We start from the raw sequence: 21,778 nt of genomic DNA on the forward strand, positions 1-21,778 counted from the left end.
ATTCCGGGCGGGGGCGTTGCGTTGATAACAGGCTGAATTAGGCGGTTATTGGCGCTTAAACAGGTAGCTACCGCCGCGTGAATGCGTGCCGTAGGGCGTCATTCCGCACCTTATTTCATCACCCCAAACGTGCGCAACTCGGCCTCTATTTGCCGGTTCCAACGGGCCTGGGCGGCGGCATCGGTGCCGTTGTGAGTTTCGCGGTCGTACTGGTCCTGCAGGCGGTTCATCTCGCGAAACGAATCCAGGTAGTGCCAGCCCAGCTGGCTCTGATAGTCGGCTGCCGTGAGGCTGTCGGGGGTAAGCTTGCGCCGAAACCGCTCGGCCACCAGCCGCACCAGATCGAAGTGGCGCTGCTCGTGCAGCAGGTTGGAGGGCGTGCGCTGCCCCTCGGCCACCCACGACGAGCTGCGCACTACAAACACCTGCAACCTGATATCGAGCGCCAGCACGCCGCCCTGCATCCGCGGGCGGGCCTGATAGCCGAAGCTCGGGAAGATGGCCGCCGCGTACTGGCCCCGGGGACGGGCGGTGCCCATGAAATCGGCCCAGACCAGGGGCTGGGCCGGGTCGTAGAACAGCGTATCGGGCTCGGTCAGGCGGGTGTCGTAGCGAAAGGTGGGCTGCACGGCCGTAGCCAGTCGTACATCGTGCGCGGCAGCCGCGCCCAGCCAGCCATTGAAGTAGCGCAGGCTGCCCGACAGCGCCTGGGCCAGCGCAGTTTCCACCACGGCCCGGTCGGGACGGGCGCGGCCGTAGCGGGCCGCGCCGCGGTACTCGGTGAGCGTAAGCGTTTGGCCGGCGGCGTTCTGCCACTCGAAAGCCAGATGCAGCGTAATGGTGCCGGTGGCAGTGGCCGCGTTAGGACCAAGCGTTTCGCGCACCTGCAGCGCCAGCACCCGGAGCGTGATGGGGTAGCGGGCCGTTGAGGGAGCAGGCAGCGAGGCGGCGGCAAATTGCTGCAGCGCCGCTACCGTGCCATTGCGCAGCTCTACCGGCCGGGGCGTGGCGTTGGCGGCCGGGCCGGCCGCCGGCAGCAACGCCGCCACCGGCGGACGGCCCGGTCGCTCGTCGCGCACGGCGGCTACCCGAAACAGCACCGGCCCGAATTTGGCCGGCACGGGCCGCAGTGCCAGCGGGGCCTCGGGGGCGGGCCGCAGCAAACTCAGCAGCAGCAATAAAAACAGGTTCAGCGTCGGCATCAGTCAGCAGACACCCGCGGCCCGCTGCTTGTTCCTGGGATGGGGTGACGAGTAATGGCGTGGTAGGGAAAAAGGGTGTCATCCTGAGCGCAGCGAAGGACCTGTACAGAAGGTACTATTTGACGTTAGCTTCTGTATAGGTCCTTCGCTGTGCTCAGGATGACAAACGGGTTCATCACCTCATCACCCAGAATCACCCGCCCAAGCGCTGGCGGCGGTACTCGGTGGGGCTTTGGCCGGTGAACTTGCGGAAGGTTTTGTTGAAGTGCGACAGGTTGTTGAACCCGCAGGCGTAGCAGACCTGCGTCACGGCCAGGTCGTCGTCGAGCAACAGGCGGCAGGCCTGGCCCACGCGGTACTCCTGCACGAAATCGGTGAGCGTGTGGCGGGTCATCTTCTTGAAGTAGCGGCAGAAGGCCGGCACCGACAGGTAGGCCACATCGGCCACCTCCTGCACCGAGAGCGTGGCGCGCTGGTAGTTCTGCTCCACAAACTGGTACACCCGGCTCAGGCGCTGCTGCTCCTTGCCGCTCAGGCCCTGGCCGCCAGTGCCGGCGTGCAGCGGCTGGCAGTCGGGGGTGGGCGCCGCCTGGGCCAGCTGCTGCAAGGCCTGCAGCAGCAGCAGCAGCCGGGCAAAGGGCGGGGCCGTGAGCAGCTGGCGCAGCAGCGGGCCCACCGCCTGGCGGGTGGCCGCCCCAAACGAAAGCCCCTCGTGCGAGCGGGCCAGCAGCTGCCGGATGGCCACCATCTCCGACCGCTCCCAGAAATCGGGGCCCAGAAAATCGCCGCGCAGCTGCACCACAATTTCCTCGAAGGGCGTGCCTACGGGCTGGCCGTAGCTGAAGGTGAGGTGCGGCAAATCGGGCCCGATGAGCACCAGCTCGCCATCCTCGAAGCGCGAAATGTGCTGGCCGATGTGGCGCCGGCCGTGGCCCTTCGGAATGTACACCAGCTCGTACTCGGGGTGGTAGTGCCAGATTAGCTCGGCCTTGCTGACCTGGGTGTAATGGAGCAGCGTAAACGAGCTGTCGGCGGTGGGGTGGATGGGCTCAAATTGTAACTTCACGGCGCGAAATGGTGCCTCAATGGCAGAGTGGGAGCGTGAAGTTAACACCTTTGGTCAATCAGGCACTAAGAATGGCGAATAAAGCAGTAGTTATCTGGCTGAGGCTTAACGACCTTTGCAGAGTAGAATCGGCTTTCGGGCCGGGCGGTAGCCGCCCAGGCCCTCCACAGCCGGTTTTTACAACAGCAATACCCCGGTGCCGGCCCGGCGCCGCGCCCCGACCAAGAATCTGCAACTTCTTGGCCATCGGGGCGGGCTTAAGGGAAAAGGCCGGCTACCGTGTCAGATAGAAGAGCGGAGGCGGATTCCGCATCCGGCATCCAGCGACTTTGGGTGGGAATTTTAGTCGCTGGCCGTTTCCCAGGCCTTTCTGAGGGCTGGAAAACGCAAAAGAGGTTGAGGCTGTGGGAGCTTCAGCCTCTTTTTTTTGTTAGGTGCCGTATGAGGTGGAGCTTCCCCCGTCTTTTTGCTCGTAATTTGGGCCGATCCTAGCTGTACCGTATGCGCTTATTTCTGTTATGCCTGGCTCTGGGGCTGGTATTCGGCCTGCCGGGTACCGCCTGGGCCCAGCAGCCCGACACCACCCGAATCCGTCTCGAAAACGTGGATGTTGCGCCCAATGCGGCCGACATTTCGGGGTGGCTGCTGCTCGACAAGGACATTCAGACGGAGTTGGAAGGGGCCGTGTACAACCTCTACAACTTTAAGTATGATAAAGCCGAGCGGCAGTTCCGGAGCCTGCGCCGCCGCTACCCCCAGCACCCGATGCCCTATTTTCTGATGGGCCTCAGCACCTGGTGGAAAATCATGCCCAGCAACATCACCAACAAGCAGTACGACAAGGTTTTTCTGGCCTACATGGACACGGCCATTACCAAGGCCGAAAGGCTTTACAAGGCTGATAACAAGAACTACGAAGCCAGCTTTTTTCTGTCGGCGGCCTACGGATTTTCGGCCCGCCTGAACGCCGAGCGCAGCAACTGGCGCAAGGCGACCGTGGAAAGCAAGCGCGCCCTCAGCTACCTCGAAAAGAGCCGCGTAGCCAACGGCCTCAGCCCCGAATTCCTGTTCGGCCAGGCCCTCATCAACTACTACGCCCCCTGGATTGCCGACAATTACCCGTTGCTGCGGCCCATCATGCTGTTTTTCCCGAAGGGCAACAAGCAGCTGGGCCTGCAACAGCTGCGCAACGTGGCCGTCAACGGCTTCTACACCGGGCCCGAGGCCAAGGTGTTTCTGATGAAAATTCTGCAGAACCAGGAAAACAAGCCCGCCGAAGCCCTGCCCATCGCCCAGCAGATGGCCACGACCTACCCCGACAACGGCTATTTCCAGCGCTTCTATGCCCTGATGAGCTACCAGGTGGGCGACCTGCGCGAGTGCGAGCGGGTGAGCCGCGACATTCTGGAAAAAATCAACCGCGGCATGCCGGGCTACGAGGGCATCAGCGGGCGCTACGCCACGTTTTTCCTGGGTAGTCTGATGCAGAATCAGTACAAGGACCTCGAAAAGGCCCGCGACTACTACCAGCGCTGCGTGGTGTTCTCCGAAAGCACCGGCGACACCGAGCAGGGCTTCTACATCTACGCCGTGCTCAACCTGGCCCGCATTGCCGTCAAGGAACCCGACCCGGCCGCCGCCACCCGCTACTACCAGGAGGTGCTCAAGAAATCGGAGCGCAAATCAGACGCCTACAAAGAAGCCAAAGCTTACCTGCAGAAGAACAAGAAGAAGTAGGGGAGAAGTGGGGGGGGGTAGAAGCGAGAAAAAGAACGGGTCATTCTGAGTGGAGCGGAGCGCAGTCGAAGAATCTCGCGTGTAATAGTAATCCTATTATCAGGAGCTACTTTGGCACGCGAGATTCTTCGACTGCGGCTCCGCCTTCGCTCTGAATGCCACGTTCTTTATTTCTAACCACGCACACTTACTGCTCCTTGTACACCGTATCGATGGCGAGGCCGGCGGCCAGTAGTAGCACGTTGGAGGCAGCCTGCTGCTCGCCCATATCGTGGATGGAAATCAGGTAGTTGTCGGCGGTGGTGAACAGTTCGCGGCCCAGGCCGGCCCACTTCTTCGTAACGAGGCCGATTTCCTGACCCGAAGCGCTGAGGAATTTGAAGTCCCAGCCTTTCCAGTTGCCCTTCACCTCGGCTACCAGCGCATCCTGCGGCGAATACACATCGAAGCCGCCGCCCAGCGTGAACAGCTTGCTTTTGAAGTAGCCCACGGCTTGGTTCTGCGCGTCGTACACGAACACTTTCGAGCGCAGAAACGTCCAGCCGCGCTCGATGCGGAACAGGGGCATGGCCTCGGGCTGCTCGCGCACGGCAATCGAAACGGGCAGCATGCGCTTGCTGACCACCAGTCGCAGAGCCAGCAGCCAGCCCGGCGTGGCCTCGGTGGCGTAGCCCAGCTGCTGCTGGGTTTCGGGGTCGAGGATGTCGTAGGTGTCCTTGAGCTTGAACACGCCCGCATGTTCGCGGATAAAGTAGCTTCGTTTGGAAAGCATAAAATGGATGGGGAAAAGAAGGAAGGGGGTGAATGGCAGAACGACACGCCGGAAGCTTGCGCCGGTCCCGGCGTAATGCTGGGTTGGCGCCCTGCGGGTGCAAGCTAGCTTTTTGGCGCTACTGCCGGGCCCCGCCGCCGCGCCGCTGTCGAACAATCGGCTAACGTTTTGGGTATGAACAGCCAGCGGGCCGGCACCGGGCCGCATGCTTTTCCACTGTTTCTACCGCAATTCGTATGGTTTCTGCCCCCACTGCTTCCACCGCCACTGCTGCCTCTCCACTCGCCATCCCCGAGCTGTTCGCCCGCCAGCAGGGCCGCGCCGAGGCCCTGCGCCGCGAGGCCGTGAGCAGCCGCGCCGCCCGCCTGCGCCGCCTCGATACCTGGCTGACCGACTACCGCGAGGCCATCCAGCAGGCCCTGTACACCGATTTCCGCAAGCCCGCCGTCGAAACCGACGTCACCGAAATCTGGTCGTCGCAGACGGAGCTGCGCCACACGCTGCGCCACCTCGAAAAGTGGGCCGCGCCGCGCCGGGTGGGCACGCCGCTGGCCCTGGTGGGCACCCACGGCTGGGTGCAGAACGAGCCCAAGGGCGTTACGCTGATTATTGCGCCCTGGAACTACCCGTTTTATCTGGCCATCGACCCGCTGATTTCGGCGCTGGCCGCCGGCAACACCGCCATCATCAAGCCCTCGGAGATGACGCCCGCCGTGGCCGCGCTGCTGGCCCGCATGTGCCGCGAGCTTTTCGATGAGGCCGAGGTGGCCGTGGTGGAAGGCGACAAGGAGGTGGCCACCGAGCTGCTGAAACTGCCCTTCGACCACATTTTCTTTACGGGCAGCCCGCAGGTGGGCAAAATTGTGATGCGCGCCGCCGCCGAGCACCTCACCAGCGTAACGCTGGAGCTGGGCGGCAAAAGCCCGGCCGTCGTCGACCAGACCGCCAACCTGCGCGACGCGGCCGAGAAAATCATCTGGGGCAAGGGTGTAAACGCCGGCCAGACCTGCGTGGCGCCCGATTACGTGCTGGTGCACGAGGCCGTGCGCGACGAGCTGGTGGCCGAAATGCGCGCCGCCACCCAGCGCTTCTACTCGCCCGAAGGCCAGCTCATCAGCGAGTCCGACTCGTATGCCCGCCTCGTAAACGACCACCATTTCGGGCGCGTGGCCGGCCTGCTCGAAGACGCCCGCGCCCACGGCACCGAAGTCGCTTTCGGCGGCACCACCGACGCCGCCCAGCGCTTCATCGAGCCCACCGTATTGCTCGACCCGCCCGCCGACAGCCGCGTGATGCAGGAGGAAATTTTCGGGCCGCTATTACCGGTGAGCAGCTTCAATAGTCTTTCGGCGGCCGTAGATGCCGTGAATGCCCACCCCAAGCCGCTGGCGCTGTACGTGTTCACCCAGGACCAGGAAAACCAGCGCTACCTGCTCCAGAACATCCCGGCCGGCGGCGCCTGCGTCAACGAAACCATTCTGCACCTGGCCCACCCCGAGCTGCCGTTCGGCGGCTTCGGCAACAGCGGCCTCGGCCGCTGCCACGGCCACGCGGGCTTCCTGGCGTTCAGCAACGAAAAATCGGTGCTCAAGCAGCGCGTAGGCCTCACTGCCCTCAAGCCTCTCTACCCTCCCTACACCGCCTCAGTCAAGAAGATGGTGAACCTGTTGCTACGCTGGCTGTAGCGGCTGGAGGTGAGCTAGTGAAATGGTGAGGTGGTGAGTTTGACGTTCAAGAAGCCTGGCAGCGTAGGTCGCGCAATAAGGCTCCTTGAACATCAAACTCACCATCTCACCATTTCACTAGCTCACCTTATAGTATGCAAGCCGAGCAGTTTCCGGAAAAAATACCGACCTTTTAGGGCCTGCTTTCCGGTGGGTTTTGCCGACTGAATTCTCGCCCTGCCATGCAGTTCACCGAAGCCCAGCGCGCCACCCTGCGCGCCCTTGCTGATACGTTCATTCCGGCCATGGCCCCGCCTGCCGGCGCCGCTGATGCCGGATACTGGGCCCGCCGCGGCTCCGAGGGAATCGATTTAGACAAGCTGGCCGAGGCTATTTCGGCGCAGCCGGCCGGGGCGCAGCAGGAGTTCGGGCAGCTGCTGCGGCTGCTCGATTCGCCCGCGCTGGGCCTGACGTGGTTTGGGGCGCTGAAACCGTTTGTGCGACTCGATGCCGGGCAGCGTGAGAAGCTGCTGCAGAGCTGGGCCACCTCGCAGCTGCCGCAGCTGCGCAAGGGGTTTCAGGCGCTGCGCAAGCTGTGCGTGTTTCTGTACTACGGCGGCTCGCAACCCGAAACGGCCCATCTGGTGTGGGAGGCCATCGGCTACGCCGGCCCCCAGGTGCCGGCCGAAACCGTGGCGCCCGACCCCGCCGCCCGCCCGCTCCAGACGCTGCAACCCACCCACGATACCACCTACGACTGCGACGTGCTGGTGATTGGCTCGGGGGCCGGCGGCGGGGTGGTAGCCGGCGAGCTGGCCGCCGCCGGCCACGATGTACTGGTGCTCGAAAAGGGCCCCTACTTCCACGGCACCGATTTTTCGCAGCGCGAAGTAGACATGCTGGGCCAGCTCTACGACGCCCGCGGCACGCTGGGCACCCAGGATGGCGGCGTGGCCCTGCTGGCCGGCTCCTGCCTGGGCGGCGGCACCACCGTCAACTGGGCCGGCGCCTTCCGCACGCCCGATTACGTGCTGCAGGAGTGGGCCCGCGAGCATCAGGTGCCGCATTTCACGTCGATGGAGTTCAAGCAGAGCCTCGACGCGGTGAGCCGCACGCTGGGCGTAAACATCGACTACGCCCGCCACAACGGCCAGAACCAGGCCCTGCTCGACGGCTCGCGCCAGCTGGGGCAGGAGGTGAAACTGATTCCGCGCAACGAAAAACACCCCGCCGACTGCGACGAGGCGCATTTTGCCGGTATGGGCTACAGCTGTTTCGGCGACCGGCACGGCGTGAAGCAGGGTACGCTCAACACCTACCTGCAAACCGCCTTCGAGCACGGAGCCCGGCTGCTGTGCGACACCGAAGTAGCGCGCGTAACCGTGGCCCGGGGCCAGGCCACCGGCGCTGAGGCCACCTACACCGGCCCCGATGGCCGGCCGGTGCGCGTGACGGTGCGGGCCAGGCGGGTGGTGGTGGCGGGCGGGGCCATCCAGACGCCGGCGCTGCTGCTGCGCAGCGGCCTGCGCCACCCGCACCTGGGCCAGCACCTGCATCTGCACCCTACGGTGGTGGTTTCGGGCATCTATCCGCAGCGGATGAACTCCTGGCACGGGCCCATGATGTCGGTAGTGAACGACGGCTTTACGATGCTCGACGGCACCAACTTCGGCGCCAAAATTGAAACGCCACCTGCCCACCCCGGCCTGATGAGCATGGTGATGCCCTGGCTGTCGGGCGGCCAGCACAAGGCGCTGATGCACGAGGCGGCGCACATGGGCTCGTTCATCGTGCTCACCCGCGACCGGGACGGCGGCCGGGTTTCCGTCGATAAAAACGGCCAGCCCCTCATCGACTACGCCCTCAGCGACTTCGACCGCCACAACATGCTGCGCGGGGTGCGGGCGGCGGCCGAAATACAGGTGGCCGCCGGGGCCCGCACGGTGCTGCTGCCCCACGGCACGCTGCCGCTGCTGCACGCCGAAAACGGCCGCCTGCTCAACCCCGAGGTGCTCGACGGGCTGCCCGGCCTGAGCTGGAAAGCCAACCAGTTCGGCCTCTACAGCGCCCACCAGATGAGTACCTGCCGCATGGGCGGCGACCGGGCCACGCACCCGGCCAGCCCCGCCGGCGAGCTATACGAAGTGAAGAACCTGTTTGTGGCCGATGGCTCGGCTTTTCCGGCCTGCAGCGGCGTGAATCCCATGCTCACGATTATGGCCCTGGCCCACTACACGGCCCAGCAGCTCAAAGCCACTAACCCCTGAAATCAGCCTTGCCGGGGCTTTTCGCGTAGGTAGGTTTTTTGCCACCTGAACCCCGCTCTTATGACCTTCCGTACTCCTTTGGCGCTGATGCTGGCCGCCGGGCTGCTAAGCGGCGCCTGTGCCCGCCGGTCGGTGGCCCCCGCTACCAGCAGCGCGGCCCCGGCCAAAACGGGCCGCGAGGTGCGGGCCGAAGCCCGGGCCGTAGCCGCCGCCCCGCCCGCCGCCCGCGACCTGACCGACGTGCTGACCGAGCAGCTGGCCCTGACCGACGAGCAGCGCAGCAACGTCCGGCAGATTTTTACCAGCACCGTTAAACAGGCCCGGGAGGCCCAGGAACGCCTTAAAGGCAACCGGCCGGCGCTGGTGGCCGAGCTCAAAACCATCAACGCCTCCTCCGACCGGGAACTGCAGCAGGTGCTCAGCCCCGAGCAGTACCAGCAGCTGAAGGCCAAGCAGAAGCAGGTGCAGGAGCAGATGCGGGCCCGCAAGGCGCAGTAGCCAACCCGGCCCGATTGTGCACCTTTGCCGCCTCGCTTTTACCCTCCGCTTCCTATGCCTGCCCCCTTCGTCCGAACGCCCGAAACCATCCACCGCATCCGGTTCCAGGACTGCGACATGCTGGGCCACCTCAACAACGCCCGCTACCTCGACTACTTTCTCAATGCCCGCGAGGAGCACGCCCTGCAGCACTACGCCCTGAATCTGGGCCAACTGGCGCAGGAGCTGAGCGCGGGCTGGGTGATTACCAAGCACCACCTGGCCTACCTGCGGCCCGCCCGCCACGCCGAAACCGTGCGCATCCGCACCCAGCTCATTCATTTCGACAACTCCAGCCTGGTAGTGGAAATGCAGATGCTACGCGAGGACGGCCTGCAACTCAAGGCCCTACTGTGGTCGGAAATGGCGTTTGTACGCCTGCCCGGCGGCACCCGCACTGAGCACTCCGATGCCCTGATGGACCTGCTCGAAGGGCTCGATGTGGAGGAAGTCGATTACGACCCCGATGGATTTGATGAACGGGTGCGCGAGCTGCGCAAACACTTCAAAAAGGCCCGCAAAGGCGAAGACGACTAGGCGCCCCGGCCGGGCCGATGCCAAAATCCTGCCCAACCCCCGGCCGTTTCCGCCGTTAAAGAAGAACCGAAAGCGCCCGGCGCTTTCGGTTTTTTTATTCATTTACCTTACCCCCGATTTACGATGAGCATTCTTGGAAGCGACGCCCTGAAGGGCAAAAAAATAGCCATTATTGCCACCGACGGCTTTGAGCAGTCGGAGCTGGAAAAGCCCAAAAAGTACCTGGAAGGCGAAGGCGCCTCCACCGACGTTATCTCGTTGAAAAGCGGGTCGATTAAGGGCTGGGACGAGAAAGACTGGGGCGACAAAGTGGACGTGGACAAAGTAATCGGCGACGTGAAAGTGGCCGACTACGATGCCCTGGTGCTGCCCGGCGGCCAGATGAACCCCGACGTGCTGCGCACCAAGCCCGAGGTGGTCAGCTTTATAGGCGAGTTCGTGCGCTCGGGCAAGCCCGTGGCCGCCATCTGCCACGGCCCCTGGACGCTGATTGAGGCCGACGTAGTGCGCGGCAAGAACCTGACCAGCTGGCCCAGCCTCCAGACCGACATCAAAAACGCCGGCGGCAACTGGACCGATGAAACGGTGGTAGTCGATGGAAACCTCATTACCAGCCGCAACCCCCAGGACATTCCCAACTTCAACGAGAAGATCAAGGAAGCCTTGGTAGGCAAAAAGTAAGTCGGTAAACAGGTAAAACCGCCTGTCCCGCCCTGTCATCCTGAGCTTGCGAAGGACCTATACAGAAGGTAATGAATGATATTACTCTCTGTATAGGTCCTTCGCAAGCTCAGGATGACAGGGCGGGACAGGCGGTTTCGTTTGGATTTCTACCCACCCAACTGCGCGGCGAACTGATGGTAAACGAAGTAGAAAATCAAGTCGAAAACGAACAGAAATCCGCCCTGCAGCCACAGCGAGCGGGCGTAGCCCTCCAAACGCTCGGGCCGCTCAGCGCTGCCGGCGCGGCGGTGCAGCCAGAGGCCGATGAGCAGGTAGCCCACATCGAGCGTGGCGTTGAGTAGCAGCAGGTTCTCGAAGCTGCGTTGGGCGGCCAGGCTGTCGGCGAGCGAGAGGCCGGCTACGCTATTGGGCTGGGCCCGCAGAATGCCCCACACGGCCAGCAGCGTGTTCACCACGTTCCAGGCCACATTCATGAAGTGGAAATGGTGCGCTACGGTGCGAGCGTCGGTGCGCGACACGTAGTAGCCGCTGATGAGCAGGTTGAGCAGCGCCCAGGCCCCCAGCAGGCCCATGCCGTGCTCGGCCATCAGCTCGCGGGCGTGGTTGAGGGCGGGTAAATCGGCGGCGGAAAGCGGCATATAAGCAGGATAGATAAACGCAAAAAAGGAAGCCCGCAGGCTTCCTTTTTGTTTATGAATGTACCAGCCGCCTACCGGTTGAAACCGATGCCGACATACACCTGAAAGGCGCCGTTTTTGATGTCGGAAATGGCCTTACTGCCCGTTTTGCTCAGGTCCTGGTCCTTGATGATTTCGTTGAAGCCGGCTACGTAGCGGCCGCCAACGCGGGCCGGACCGATGCGGGCCTCCAGGCCGGCAGCCAGGCCGTAGTCGAGGCTGTTGTAGGCGTAGCTGTACTTGTTGTCGTCGTTGGCAATTTTGCGCTCCACGCCGTTTTCGCGCACTTTCGTCAGCAGCGAAACCTGCGGGCCCACGTGCACGCTCACGTTGTCGAGGAAGTTGTACACCAGCAGCACGGGCACCTGAATGTAGTCGAGGCGGGTGTCGTAGGCCCCGTTGATTGTCTGGCCCTGCAGGTTGGGCAGGCCATTGTTGCCGGCAAAGCCCTGGCGGCTGTAAAGCAGCTCGGGCTGAATGGAGAACTTGTCGTTGAAACCGTACTGCGTGTAAACACCGGCGTGGAAGGTGTTGTAGATGCCCTCTTCGGCGTAGTTCTTCTTGTCGTCGCCGCGGAAGTTGGAGGCCGTGAAGCCACCTTTAATGCCGAAGCCGGTGTTGCGTGAGTCGCCGCCACGGGAGGCCGACGGGTAATCGGTGGAAGAAGGCAGGCCGACCGGGCCGGTAGTCTGGGCCAGGGCCGGTACGCTCAGCAGGCCGGTGGCCAGCAGCAGGGGAAAGGCAAGGTTTTTCATGGGAAGAAGTGGCAAAGGTTGAGGAAGCGGTAGCGGGCAGTTTGGCGCCGGGCCACCATAGTAGTAGCCCTATACTGCCTGATGCGGCGAAGGTTACACTGCGCAGGCCGGCTGAACCGGAATTTTATCATCCGGCCGGCTGGGTTTTCCAGGCACTTGCTCTATCTTTGGTCCTCACGGCCACTGCCCGGCCGGCCCGGATTGGGAGGTTAGCTCAGTTGGTTCAGAGCACTACCTCGACAAGGTAGGGGTCATCGGTTCGAGCCCGATACTTCCCACAATCAGTTATTTAGCCCTGGATAACCGCCCCTGCCGGCGGTTATTTTTGTGTCGGGCCAGCTGCCGCCGCGCCCGGCCCTTTTTGCTTTCTGCGCATGCTTTCCATTGCCTGGGACCCCGTGTACGCCCATCCGCTGCCGGCCAATCACCGCTTCCCGATGCTCAAGTACGAGCTGCTGCCCGAGCAGCTGCTGCGCGAAGGCACGGTGCCCGAATCGGCCTTTTTCGCGCCCCAGCCGCCCCCGGAAGCCGACGTGCGGCGGGTGCACGCAGCCGACTATTTCCAGCGGCTGCGGGCCGGCGAGCTAACCCGGCAGGAGGAGCGCGCCACCGGCTTTCCGTGGAGCCCCGAGCTGATTGCCCGCGAAACCACCATTCTGGGCGGCACGCTGGAATGCGCCCGCCGGGCGCTGACCAGCGGCGGGGTAGCCCTCAACATTGCCGGCGGCACCCACCACGCCTTCCGCGACCGGGGCGAAGGGTTTTGCCTGCTCAACGACCAGGCTGCGGCCGCCGCCTACCTGCTGGCCCGGCCCGAGCTGGGGGTGCGCCGCGTGCTCATCATCGACCTCGACGTGCACCAGGGCAACGGCACGGCCGCCATTTTTGCGCAGGAGCCGCGCGTGTTCACGCTCAGCGTGCACGGCGCCCGCAACTACCCCCACCGCAAAGAGCAGTCGGACCTCGACCTGCCCCTGCCCGACGGCACCGACGACGCCACCTACCTGGCGCTGCTACGCGACACGTTGCCCCGCCTGCTGGCCGAACAGCAGCCCGATTTCGTGTTCTACCTGGCCGGCGTCGATGTGCTGGCCACCGACAAGCTGGGCCACCTGAGCCTGAGCCGCGAAGGTTGCCGCCAGCGCGACGCCTACGTGCTCGGCCTCTGCCACCAGCACAACCTGCCAGTGGTAGTGTGCATGGGCGGCGGCTACTCACCCAACATCATCGACATCGTGGAAGCGCACGCCAACACTTTTAGGGTCGCCGCCGACCTGTGGAGCTAAGTGGTGATTTGGTGATTTAGCGGTTTGGTGATTTGGCGCGAAACAGGACGGGTCATTCAGAGCGCAGCGAAGAATCTCGCGTGCAGTAGTACACCTATCATCAGGAGTTACTATGGTACGCGAGATTCTTCGCTACGCTCTGAATGACATGCCCATTCACCAAACCGCCAAACCGCCAAATCACCACCTCACCAAATCACCACCTGCCACCGAAAGGCCCAGCGCCAGCGCAGCGTGTAGTTGGTAATACCGGCCGCCGCCAGCAGCGCTTCCAGCTCGGGGCGGGTGAAGGCGCGGGCCACCGACAGCGGCGCGTCGTGGCGCACGAGGCGTGAGCCGCCCAGCAGCCGCGTGAGCCAGCGGATGCTGTGGTAGGCCAGCGGGTGGCGGTGCAAATCGTTGATGATGACGGCCACGCCCGCCTGCTGGCGCCACTGGGCCAGCATCTGCACCAGCTCCGTATCCGAAAAGTGGTGGCAAAACAGGCTGGCCGTGAGGATATCGAAGGGCTGGCGGGCAAACTCGGGGGAGAAGATGTCGGCCTGCTGAAAGCTGATTTCGGGATACGCCTGCGCCTTGGCGGCCGCATAATCGAGCATGAAGGCGTTGGCATCGATGCCGACCAGCTCGACGGGTACCTGGCAGCGGCGGGCCCAGCGGGCCAGCTGGCGGAGCGTGTCGCCGCCGCCGCTGCCCAAATCGGCGATGCGCAGGGGGCGGCCGGCCGGAAAACGGGGCCGCAGGCGCGCCAGCGCATCCAGCACCGGGGCGTAGCCACCGAGCCAGGTATTGACGGTTTCGAGCTCGTCGAGGTTCTGCCGCAGCTCATCGGAGGCCAGCGTCAGGTCGTCCATCAGCTCCGGCTGCTCCGAGCGGGCGCGCAAGTCGGCCATGCGTTTAATATGTGCGGAATGTGGAGGGGATGAGAAAAATGTGCGGAATGCCGGCCAATAGCCACTGCTATATTTCACTCAACAGACTACCCACTTTCACCTCATTTTCTACATTCTGCATATCCACATTTCCTACATGCTCAGAGGCCACCGTCAGCAACATGGCTTCCAGCGTGAGGCCGGGGCCGAAGGCGAAGCTGAGCACAGGTGCGCCGTTGTCGGCGGCCGTCTGCTCGCGCATCAGCCGGGCCAGCACAAACAGCACCGTGGCCGACGACATATTGCCGTATTCGCGCAGCACCCCGTAGGCATAGCGGTTGTCGTGGGCACTTAACCCCAGCGCCTGCTCAATCGACTCCAGAATTTTGCGCCCCCCCGGATGAATGGCAAAGGCCCGGATATCCTCCAGCTCGACCGGCAAATCGGCCAGCAACTGCTGCGTGAGCTGCCCGATGCCGTCCTGAATCATGCGCGGCACATACGAAGACAGCGTCATCTCGAAGCCAAAGTCGTTGATGTGCCAGGCCATGTCGGCGTGGCCGTCGGGCGCGAGGCCGCAGTGGAAGGCCGTGAGGGCCAGGCTGGGCCCCTGCGCGGCCGGCTGGCTTTGCACCAGCACGGCCGCCGCCCCGTCACTAAATAGCGCATTCGATACCAGATGGTCGTCTTCGGGACTTTTCTGGAAGTGCAGCGTGCACAGCTCCACGCACACTACCAGCACCCGCGCCTGGGGGCTGGCCTTGCAGAAAGCGTCGGCCAGCTTCAGGCCATTTACAGCCGCGTAGCAGCCCATAAAATTCACGCAGGTGCGCTGCACGTGGCCCGGCAGGCCCAGCGCGCCCACCAGCTCAATATCGAGGCCCGGCGCGTACATGCCGGTGCAGCTCACCGTAATCAGGTGGGTGATGGATGCCAGCTCCACTTCCGGCAGCTGCTCCAGGCAGTTCTGCACGGCTTCCACGGCCAGCGGCAGCGCAAAACGGCGGTACTCGGCCATGCGCCGGCCCACGGTCGGAAACGGGTTCAGGCCGGGCGTGTTGGGAAAGAACTCGAACTCACCGTTCACCCGCGCATAATCGGGCAGTACCGAGTAGCGGTGGGCTATGCCCGACACGCGGTACAGGGCCCGCAGCTTGCGGGTGTCGCGCTCGTCGAGCTGCAGGGCGGCGGCCATGAAATCGGCAATCTGCGCTTGCGGAATACGGTGGGGCGGGTTGGCCGTGCCAATAGCACACAAATAACTACTCATTGGGGCAGTTTACGTAAAAATCGGGCCGGTTGGGTTACACATTTATGGTCGTTGGTTTCAACCCCTAAAATTCCGTGCCATGTGTGCGCTGCATCAGGGCCCGCACGGCGCTTGGCCAGCGGCGCAACCCGCGCACTGTCAGCTCGCTAAGCAGCGGCTGGCCGAACAGGCGTTGCACGGCGCGCCCCACCCGCAGGCGTTGGCCAAAGTGCGCGTGCCAGTCGGCCGAGTAGGCAGCTTCGAGCTGCGGGCGGCTCAGGCGGCCGCGCAGAAAGGCGTCGGAGTGGGTGGCAGCCAGCTGGGCCCCGTGGATGGCCATGGCCATGCCGTTGCCGCACAGGGGCGTAATCAGGCCGGCCGCGTCGCCGGCCAGCAGGGCGTGGCGCTCCAGGCAGGTTTTGGGGGCGAAGGAAATTTCGTTGATGACTTCGGGCTGCGGGTACAGCACCTCGGCCGTTTCCAGAATGTGGCGCAGACGCGGGTTGCGGGCCAGCACGTTGGCTTCGAGCTGCGGAATGGTGCCGTGGGCCTTAAGGTTGCGGCGGGTGGTGAGGTAGCAGAAGCAGAACTTGTCGTCTTCGATGGCCGAAATGCCCGCGTAGCCGTCGGCGAAGTTGTGCAGCGCAATCAGGTCGCGCGGCATGGCGGGGTAGCGCAGGTGGTATTTCACGCCGAGGTAGGGCGAGCGTTGCGTGAAAAAGGGGCGCTCCAGCTGCCGGTCGAGGGCGCTACGCTTGCCGTAGGTGCCGATAACCACGCGGGCCGGCAGGCGGCGCCCATCGGCCAGCACCACCTCGTGCGCGTCGGTGGCCGCATCAAACGCCACATCGGTCACGGTGGCGTGCAGCACCGTGGCGCCGGTGGCCAGCACGCGGTGGTACAGAAAGTCATCGAGCTGGTAGCGGCTGATGCCGAAACCGCCCAGATCAAGCGGGGCATCCAGCAACTGGCCGGCCGGCGAACTGACCTGAAACCGACTGATTGCGGCCGGGCCCAGCTCGGCCGGATCGGCCCCGAGCCGGCGCAGGTAGGGCAGCACCTCGTTCGACACGTACTCGCCGCACACCCGATGAAAGGGGTACTGCCGCCGCTCCACCAGCGTCACGGCGTGGCCGCGCCGCCCGAGGTCGAGGGCCGCGCACAGGCCGCCTAATCCGCCGCCGATAATGATAACGTCCAACTTATTTATTGAGCTAAAGGCGTGAAGGAAAAGGAGTACGGCCGATATTCATCGATGCTGGGTACTATTTTATGGCATTACGGGAATGAGCCAATATTTTTGTCAACCTAAATTTCCTGCCAGTCGTTTAGTCTTAGGCTGTCCGAAACAGTTTCGGGCTCACCCCAACACCGCCTTATATGCTTACACTCCTACGTATTTTCTTGCTGACCCTGTTTACCACGGTAACGCTGCCGGGCGGCTGCCTATCGGCCCAGGCCCAGCCACCCACCAAAACCGCTGCCGCCGCCGACGAAAAGGCCCTGACCGTTTTCCCGAACCCCAGCACCGGCATCGTGCACATCAATATTAACGGTTTTGAAGGCCGCAAGCTCGAACTGCGCGTGCTCAACGTCATCGGCACTGTCATGTACCGCGAGTCGCTCACCGAGCTGCGCGACCGGTACACCCGCACCCTCGACCTGAGCAAGTTTGCCAACGGCCTCTACTACGTGAAGCTGGAAGCCGACAACGCCAGCGAAATGCGCAAGCTCGTAATTCGCTAATCAAGCATCTATATCGAAGTTTATCGGATTCCAACGGATAGAAAAAAGGCCTCTGCTACAGCAGAGGCCTTTTTTCGTTCGGTCAGCCTACCGGCTATTCGCCGGTGCGTACGGGTACGGTTTGCGGCTGGAACATGGCTTTGAGGTTGTCGATGGTATCGAAGGCCAACAGCGCGGTGGCAAGGGCAATGCCCAGGAAAATCAGGAAGGCAGTCATAAAAAAGGGAAATGAAGGAATAAATCCGGCTTGCTGCCCCGGCTGGCGGCCGAAGCCGTACCCGGTGGCGTTGCCGCACACCTACCTAACCCCAAACAGGCCGCCGAGGTTGCAGTATAATTATGTGCTTGAGCTTATTCGGAGGCAGTAGCACAGCCCGGCGTTAATCAGCAAACGCCTGCTGCAGCTGCTCCACCACTTCGGCCACCGTGACGCTCACCTGCTCGACGAGCCGTAGCAGCTGCGGCCAGTCGGGCGGAGTAGCGGCGCTGCCCGCGGCTTCCAGCGCCAGCAGCACCGGGCGCAGGCTGGTTAGCTGCAGGCCGTCGGTCGAGCTTTTGAGGAAGTGGGCCGCCGCCGCCAGCTCGGTCAGTTGCCGCTGCCGCAGGTGCCGCTCCAGCCGGGCCACGGCCGGCGGCGTGGTTTCGATGAACACCTGCACCAGCCGCCGCACAAACACCTCATCGTTGCCCGACAGGCGGCGCAGCATGGCCAGGTCGTAGAGCGGAGGGTGCGCGGCCGGTGCCACGGCGGGCTTTGCCGGGGCCGGTGGCGGAGGCGGAGCCGGTAGCGCCGGGGTAGGTGGCGCGGGGCGGGTTGCGGACGGGGAGGGGGGGAGAATCTTAGTCAGCAATTCAAACAGCGCTTCCTCGCGGAAAGGCTTGGCCAAATACGCATCGAGGCCGGCGGCGCGGTACTGCTCGGCGTCGCCGGGCATGGCGTGGGCCGTGAGGGCCACGACGGGCGTGGCGGCCCGGGTCGGGTCGGGGTGCTGGCGCAGCAACTGGGTAGTGGCCACCCCATCAAGCCCCGGCATCTGAATATCCATGAGCACCACCGCGTAGGCGTGCCGGCGGAAAAGCGCCAGCGCCTCGGCGCCCGACGAGGCTGTGTCCACCACCACGCCCCAGTTGCGCAGCATCGTCTGGACCAGCAGCTGGTTTACGGCGTTGTCTTCGGCCATCAGCACCCGGTAGCCGCGCAGCCGCTGGAAATCGGGGGCCGGCGCCGGAGCAGCGGCCGGAGCAGCCGGGGCCGGGGCCAGCGCGAGCGTAAAGCGGAACGTGCTGCCGCGGCCCGGCGCGCTGTCGGCCGTCAGCTGGCCGCCCAGCAGCTCCACCAGGCCCCGCGAAATGCTCAGCCCCAGGCCCGAGCCGCCAAACTCGCGGGCCGTGCTGGCCGAGGCCTGGGTGAAGGGCTCGAACAGCTCGCGCAGTTGCGCCGGCGCAATGCCAATGCCCGTATCGAGCACCGAAAAGCGGTACTGCGGCGCGGCGGCTTCGGGGTTAAGGCACTCGTAGGTCAGCAGCACCTGGCCCTTGGGCGTGAACTTGACGGCGTTGCCCAGCAGGTTCAGCAGCACCTGCCGGAGCCGGTGCGGGTCGCCGAACACGCGGGTCGGCCCGGCCAAATCGGGCGGTGGTAGCTGCAGGCGCAGCCCGATGCCCTTGGCCGTGGCCGTGGCCAGCAGCGCCTGGCAGCTGGCGCGCAGCACCTGATCAAGCTCGAAGGGCACGCAGTCGAGCCGCATCCGGCCGGCGCCCAGCTGGGCCATGTCCAGCACGTCGTTGATGAGTACCAGCAGGTTGTCGGCCGAATCCTGCACGTGGCCCAGCAGCTGGCGCTGCTCGGCGGCGAGCGGGGTTTTGGCCAGCAGTCCGGTTAGCCCCACGATGCCGTTGAGCGGGGTCCGGATTTCGTGGCTCATGTTGGTGAGGAAGTTCTGGCGGGCCTGCGCGTTCTGCTCGGCAACTTCCTTGGCCTTCTCCAGCGCCTGCTGGGTTTGCTTGAGCTCGGTGATGTCGTTATCGACCCCCAGCACCTGCACCGTGCCATCGGTGAGCACAAACGGCCGCTTGATGGTGCGGAACCAGCGCTGGCCGCCCTCACCATCGGTCAGTGAGGCTTCCTCATCGATTTCCTGGCCCGAACTCAGCACCTGCTCATCTTGCCGCCGATACTGGGCCATGCTCGGGAAGCGCGCTTCCAGTTCGGGCAAGTCGGCCCGCAGCAGCTCCTCGTGCGAGAGGTGGTAAAAGCGGGCCGTGGCCTCGTTGGCCAGCACGTAGTTGCCCGCGTCGTCTTTAAGGTAAATCAGGTTGGGCACCGTGTCAATCACCTGCCGGAACAGGCGGTTCTGCTCAGCCAGGCGGCGGTTGGCCGAGCGGCGCTGCTCGTCGGTTATTTTCCAGCGGGTAACGTCCTCGGCGTTGCTCAGCAGCTGCGTAACGCGGCCCTGCGCATCGCGGGCGAAGGGTGTGCTCGTCAGCCGAAGCCAGCGCGTGGCCCCGGTGCGGTGCTGCATGGTGTACTCAAAGGAGAGCTGTTTGCCGTCGGGCTGGGCGGCTACCTCGGCGTAGTGCAGGCGCAGCCCATCGGCCTCGGCGGCGGGCATCAGCACTTCGAGCACGCACGGCCCCATCGCCCGCAGCTCGGTCGCCGGGTAGCCCAGCCGGGTTTCGACAAAGCGGTTGCAGTAGTGCAGGCTGGCCGAGGGCAGGTCGAAGACGAATATAAAGCTGGGCAGCGCGTCGTAGAGGCGGGTGGCGGCCGCGGCCTGCTCGTTGGCCGCCGTCAGCTGCTGCTGCTGCCGGGCCAGCTGCTGGCGGGCCTGCCGCAGCTGCCGAGCCTGCTGCCGGAACCGGATGGAGTCCATGAAAAGCGAAATTTAGACCCTGTCGGCGGGGCTGGCCGGCTGCTTTTCAGAGCCACCAACCTGCCCCGCCGAGGGGCCGCTAGAACCGGAAAGTAGTGGGGCCGGCCCGTTTAGCGGACCTGCACCTCGTGGTTCTGAAGCATACGATAAATGGTGGACTTGCCGATTTGCAGCTTGGCCGCGACCTGCAGAATATTTCCCTCGTAGCGGTCGAGGTAGTGCTGCACGATGGCCGTAGTCTGGGCCCGCAGCGACTCGTCGGTGGGCGAAACGCCGCCCGAACTGTCGGCGGCGGGGTGGGGGCTGCGCAGGGGCAGGTCGGCGGCGGTGATAGAGCCGTTCTCGGCCAGCACGGCGGCCAGCTCCACCAGCGCCTTCAGCTCGCGCACGTTGCCCGGAAACGAGTAGCGCAGCAGCTTCTGCTGAGCCTCGTCCGAGAGCGTGCAGGCCGCCAGGCTGTTTTGCTGGCAGAACTCGTGCAGAAAACCTTCGGCCAGCAGCAGCACGTCGTCGCCCCGCTCGCGCAGCGGGGGCAGCTCAATGGGCAGGCCCAACAGGCGATAGTACAAATCTTCGCGAAACCGACCCTCGCGCACTTCGCGGGCCAGGTCGCGGTGGGTGGCCACCATTAGGCGGGCATCGAAGGGGATGGTGCCGCTGCCGCCCACCCGGCACACCTCGCGCTCCTGCAGCACCCGCAGCAGCTTGGCCTGCAAACTCAAATCGAGCTCGGCCACCTCATCCAGAAACAGGGTGCCGCGGTGGGCCTCCTCGAACCGGCCGATGCGCCGGGCCACGGCCCCGGTGAAGGCGCCCTTCTCGTGGCCAAACAACTCGCTTTCCAGCAGCTCGCGCGGAATGGCGGCCACGTTCACGGCCACGAAAGCCGCCTCGCGCCGGTCGGATCCGTAGTGGATGGCCTTAGCTACCAGCTCTTTGCCGGTGCCTGTTTCGCCCACAATCGACACCGTGATATTGGTGCGGGCGGCCTTATCGATGAGCGTGAACAGCTGGCGCATGGCCGGGCTATGGCCCCGGATGGCGCGGCGGGCGTCGTACTTGTGCCCGATTTGCTTGCGCAGCTGGGTATTTTCGCGGCGCAAGGCCAGCTGCTGCACAATATTGCCGACCGTATGCCACAGCCGGTCGGCGGTTTCCTCGTCCTTTACCAGGTAGTCGTAGGCGCCCTGTTGCAGCAGCCCTACGGCAGTACGGATGTCCTCCTGGGCCGAAATAACGATGACGGCTACCTCCGGCAGCCGCTCTTTTATCCGCCGCAGCACCTCGTCGCCCCGGCCATCGGGCAGCGTGTAATCGAGCGTAATAATGTCGGGCGGTTCACTCAGGCTATCGAGGCAGGATTGGGCAGTGGCAAAGCGGCGGACAATGTAATCGGGGTTTTGGGTCAGCTTGTACTCCAATAATTCGGCGTACCAAGCGTTGTCTTCAACAATGAAGATTGAAGTAGCAGTGGAGTTCATGCGGAGGGATAAAGGATAGCACTTCTATAGACAGAGCGGTCTGGAAAGACAAAGCAGTCATTAGAAAAGTTCTATTCCTGAGAAAGTTGTTTTCAGCGGGTGATGCAAGCAGAGCAGTTATAACTGCGAGTATAAGCGGGAAACCCGGGCTTACCAAAAATTCTCTAAAGCGGAAAATATTTCCCACAATGAACCAATAAGTAAAGCGTACAATATTCTCAATATATTGATAACCAGCCCTGAAGAGCTTGCCGCAAGAGCTGGCCGGGTAGTTGGCAGGGAGGGGTAGGCCTGCATACGTATGGCTGTCAACCTATTACTACTTGATTATGGCTGCTTTCTATACATCTGGCATTCGGCGCGGCAGGAGCCC

General features: G+C 63.8%; 19 protein-coding genes and 1 tRNA gene. 9 read left to right on the forward strand and 11 right to left on the reverse strand.

Going from position 1 to position 21,778, the window contains the following annotated elements:
* Positions 1–110: 110 nt before the first annotated feature.
* Together H145_RS0102535 and H145_RS0102540 are read right to left on the reverse strand one after the other, a co-directional pair.
* Positions 111–1,202, reverse strand: a complete 1,092-nt coding sequence (locus tag H145_RS0102535; protein WP_019946566.1) for a hypothetical protein — start codon at positions 1,200–1,202, stop codon at positions 111–113.
* 193 nt (positions 1,203–1,395) lie between these two features.
* Complete coding sequence (locus H145_RS0102540) at positions 1,396–2,268, reverse strand: AraC family transcriptional regulator (protein WP_019946567.1); 873 nt, start codon at positions 2,266–2,268, stop codon at positions 1,396–1,398.
* A 501-nt stretch (positions 2,269–2,769) separates the two neighbouring features.
* On the opposite strand from H145_RS0102540, the gene H145_RS0102545 reads away from it, so the two are divergent.
* Entirely contained in the window at positions 2,770–4,005 is a 1,236-nt protein-coding gene (locus H145_RS0102545) for a tetratricopeptide repeat protein (protein ID WP_019946568.1), read from the forward strand.
* A 187-nt stretch (positions 4,006–4,192) separates the two neighbouring features.
* Here H145_RS0102545 and H145_RS0102550 read toward each other — a convergent pair whose 3' ends face one another.
* Positions 4,193–4,777: a phospholipid scramblase-related protein gene (locus H145_RS0102550; protein WP_019946569.1), complete on the reverse strand. Its 585-nt coding sequence runs from the start codon at positions 4,775–4,777 to the stop codon at positions 4,193–4,195.
* Between the two features lie 236 nt (positions 4,778–5,013).
* Between H145_RS0102550 and H145_RS0102555 the strand changes: the two genes are divergently transcribed.
* From H145_RS0102555 to H145_RS0102575, 5 genes are all read left to right on the forward strand, one after another.
* A complete protein-coding gene (locus H145_RS0102555) occupies positions 5,014–6,462 on the forward strand; it encodes an aldehyde dehydrogenase family protein (protein WP_019946570.1) in 1,449 nt (482 codons plus the stop codon).
* Between the two features lie 221 nt (positions 6,463–6,683).
* On the forward strand, positions 6,684–8,708 hold the full coding sequence (locus H145_RS0102560; RefSeq protein ID WP_019946571.1) for an FAD-dependent oxidoreductase: 2,025 nt from the start codon (positions 6,684–6,686) through the stop codon (positions 8,706–8,708).
* A gap of 60 nt (positions 8,709–8,768) precedes the next feature.
* A complete protein-coding gene (locus tag H145_RS0102565) occupies positions 8,769–9,206 on the forward strand; it encodes a hypothetical protein (RefSeq protein WP_019946572.1) in 438 nt (145 codons plus the stop codon).
* 54 nt (positions 9,207–9,260) lie between these two features.
* Positions 9,261–9,782 carry an acyl-CoA thioesterase gene (locus tag H145_RS19630; RefSeq protein ID WP_019946573.1) on the forward strand — a complete coding sequence of 174 codons (522 nt, stop codon included), beginning with the start codon at positions 9,261–9,263 and terminating at the stop codon, positions 9,780–9,782.
* Positions 9,783–9,905: 123 nt separating this feature from the next.
* A complete protein-coding gene (locus H145_RS0102575) occupies positions 9,906–10,463 on the forward strand; it encodes a type 1 glutamine amidotransferase domain-containing protein (RefSeq protein WP_019946574.1) in 558 nt (185 codons plus the stop codon).
* A gap of 149 nt (positions 10,464–10,612) precedes the next feature.
* Here the strand turns inward: H145_RS0102575 and H145_RS19635 are convergent, their stop codons facing one another.
* Positions 10,613–11,104, reverse strand: a complete 492-nt coding sequence (locus tag H145_RS19635) for a DUF6992 family protein (protein ID WP_019946575.1) — start codon at positions 11,102–11,104, stop codon at positions 10,613–10,615.
* A 71-nt stretch (positions 11,105–11,175) separates the two neighbouring features.
* A complete protein-coding gene (locus H145_RS19640) occupies positions 11,176–11,898 on the reverse strand; it encodes a porin family protein (protein ID WP_019946576.1) in 723 nt (240 codons plus the stop codon).
* A gap of 203 nt (positions 11,899–12,101) precedes the next feature.
* Between H145_RS19640 and H145_RS0102590 the strand changes: the two genes are divergently transcribed.
* Together H145_RS0102590 and H145_RS0102595 are read left to right on the forward strand one after the other, a co-directional pair.
* Positions 12,102–12,176, forward strand: a tRNA-Val gene (locus tag H145_RS0102590).
* A 96-nt stretch (positions 12,177–12,272) separates the two neighbouring features.
* Positions 12,273–13,184 (forward strand): histone deacetylase family protein, encoded by a 912-nt coding sequence (locus tag H145_RS0102595; protein ID WP_019946577.1) that lies wholly within the window; start codon positions 12,273–12,275, stop codon positions 13,182–13,184.
* Between the two features lie 188 nt (positions 13,185–13,372).
* Here the strand turns inward: H145_RS0102595 and H145_RS0102600 are convergent, their stop codons facing one another.
* From H145_RS0102600 to H145_RS0102610, 3 genes are all read right to left on the reverse strand, one after another.
* Positions 13,373–14,077, reverse strand: a complete 705-nt coding sequence (locus H145_RS0102600) for a methyltransferase domain-containing protein (protein ID WP_019946578.1) — start codon at positions 14,075–14,077, stop codon at positions 13,373–13,375.
* Between the two features lie 67 nt (positions 14,078–14,144).
* On the reverse strand, positions 14,145–15,326 hold the full coding sequence (locus H145_RS0102605; protein WP_033425768.1) for a type III polyketide synthase: 1,182 nt from the start codon (positions 15,324–15,326) through the stop codon (positions 14,145–14,147).
* A gap of 64 nt (positions 15,327–15,390) precedes the next feature.
* Positions 15,391–16,506 (reverse strand): NAD(P)/FAD-dependent oxidoreductase, encoded by a 1,116-nt coding sequence (locus H145_RS0102610; protein ID WP_019946580.1) that lies wholly within the window; start codon positions 16,504–16,506, stop codon positions 15,391–15,393.
* Positions 16,507–16,685: 179 nt separating this feature from the next.
* Here H145_RS0102610 and H145_RS19645 point away from each other — a divergent pair, with 179 nt between their 5' ends.
* On the forward strand, positions 16,686–17,051 hold the full coding sequence (locus H145_RS19645; protein WP_083937644.1) for a T9SS type A sorting domain-containing protein: 366 nt from the start codon (positions 16,686–16,688) through the stop codon (positions 17,049–17,051).
* Positions 17,052–17,145: 94 nt separating this feature from the next.
* Here the strand turns inward: H145_RS19645 and H145_RS24860 are convergent, their stop codons facing one another.
* The 3 genes from H145_RS24860 to H145_RS0102630 form a co-directional block, all read right to left on the reverse strand.
* Positions 17,146–17,268 carry a hypothetical protein gene (locus H145_RS24860; protein WP_262489203.1) on the reverse strand — a complete coding sequence of 41 codons (123 nt, stop codon included), beginning with the start codon at positions 17,266–17,268 and terminating at the stop codon, positions 17,146–17,148.
* 163 nt (positions 17,269–17,431) lie between these two features.
* Positions 17,432–19,924 (reverse strand): PAS domain-containing hybrid sensor histidine kinase/response regulator, encoded by a 2,493-nt coding sequence (locus tag H145_RS22430; protein ID WP_019946583.1) that lies wholly within the window; start codon positions 19,922–19,924, stop codon positions 17,432–17,434.
* A 110-nt stretch (positions 19,925–20,034) separates the two neighbouring features.
* On the reverse strand, positions 20,035–21,405 hold the full coding sequence (locus H145_RS0102630) for a sigma-54-dependent transcriptional regulator (RefSeq protein WP_026351216.1): 1,371 nt from the start codon (positions 21,403–21,405) through the stop codon (positions 20,035–20,037).
* Between the last annotated feature and the right edge of the window lie 373 nt (positions 21,406–21,778).

This window comes from Hymenobacter aerophilus DSM 13606 (genome assembly GCF_000382225.1).
GTDB lineage: Bacteria > Bacteroidota > Bacteroidia > Cytophagales > Hymenobacteraceae > Hymenobacter > Hymenobacter aerophilus.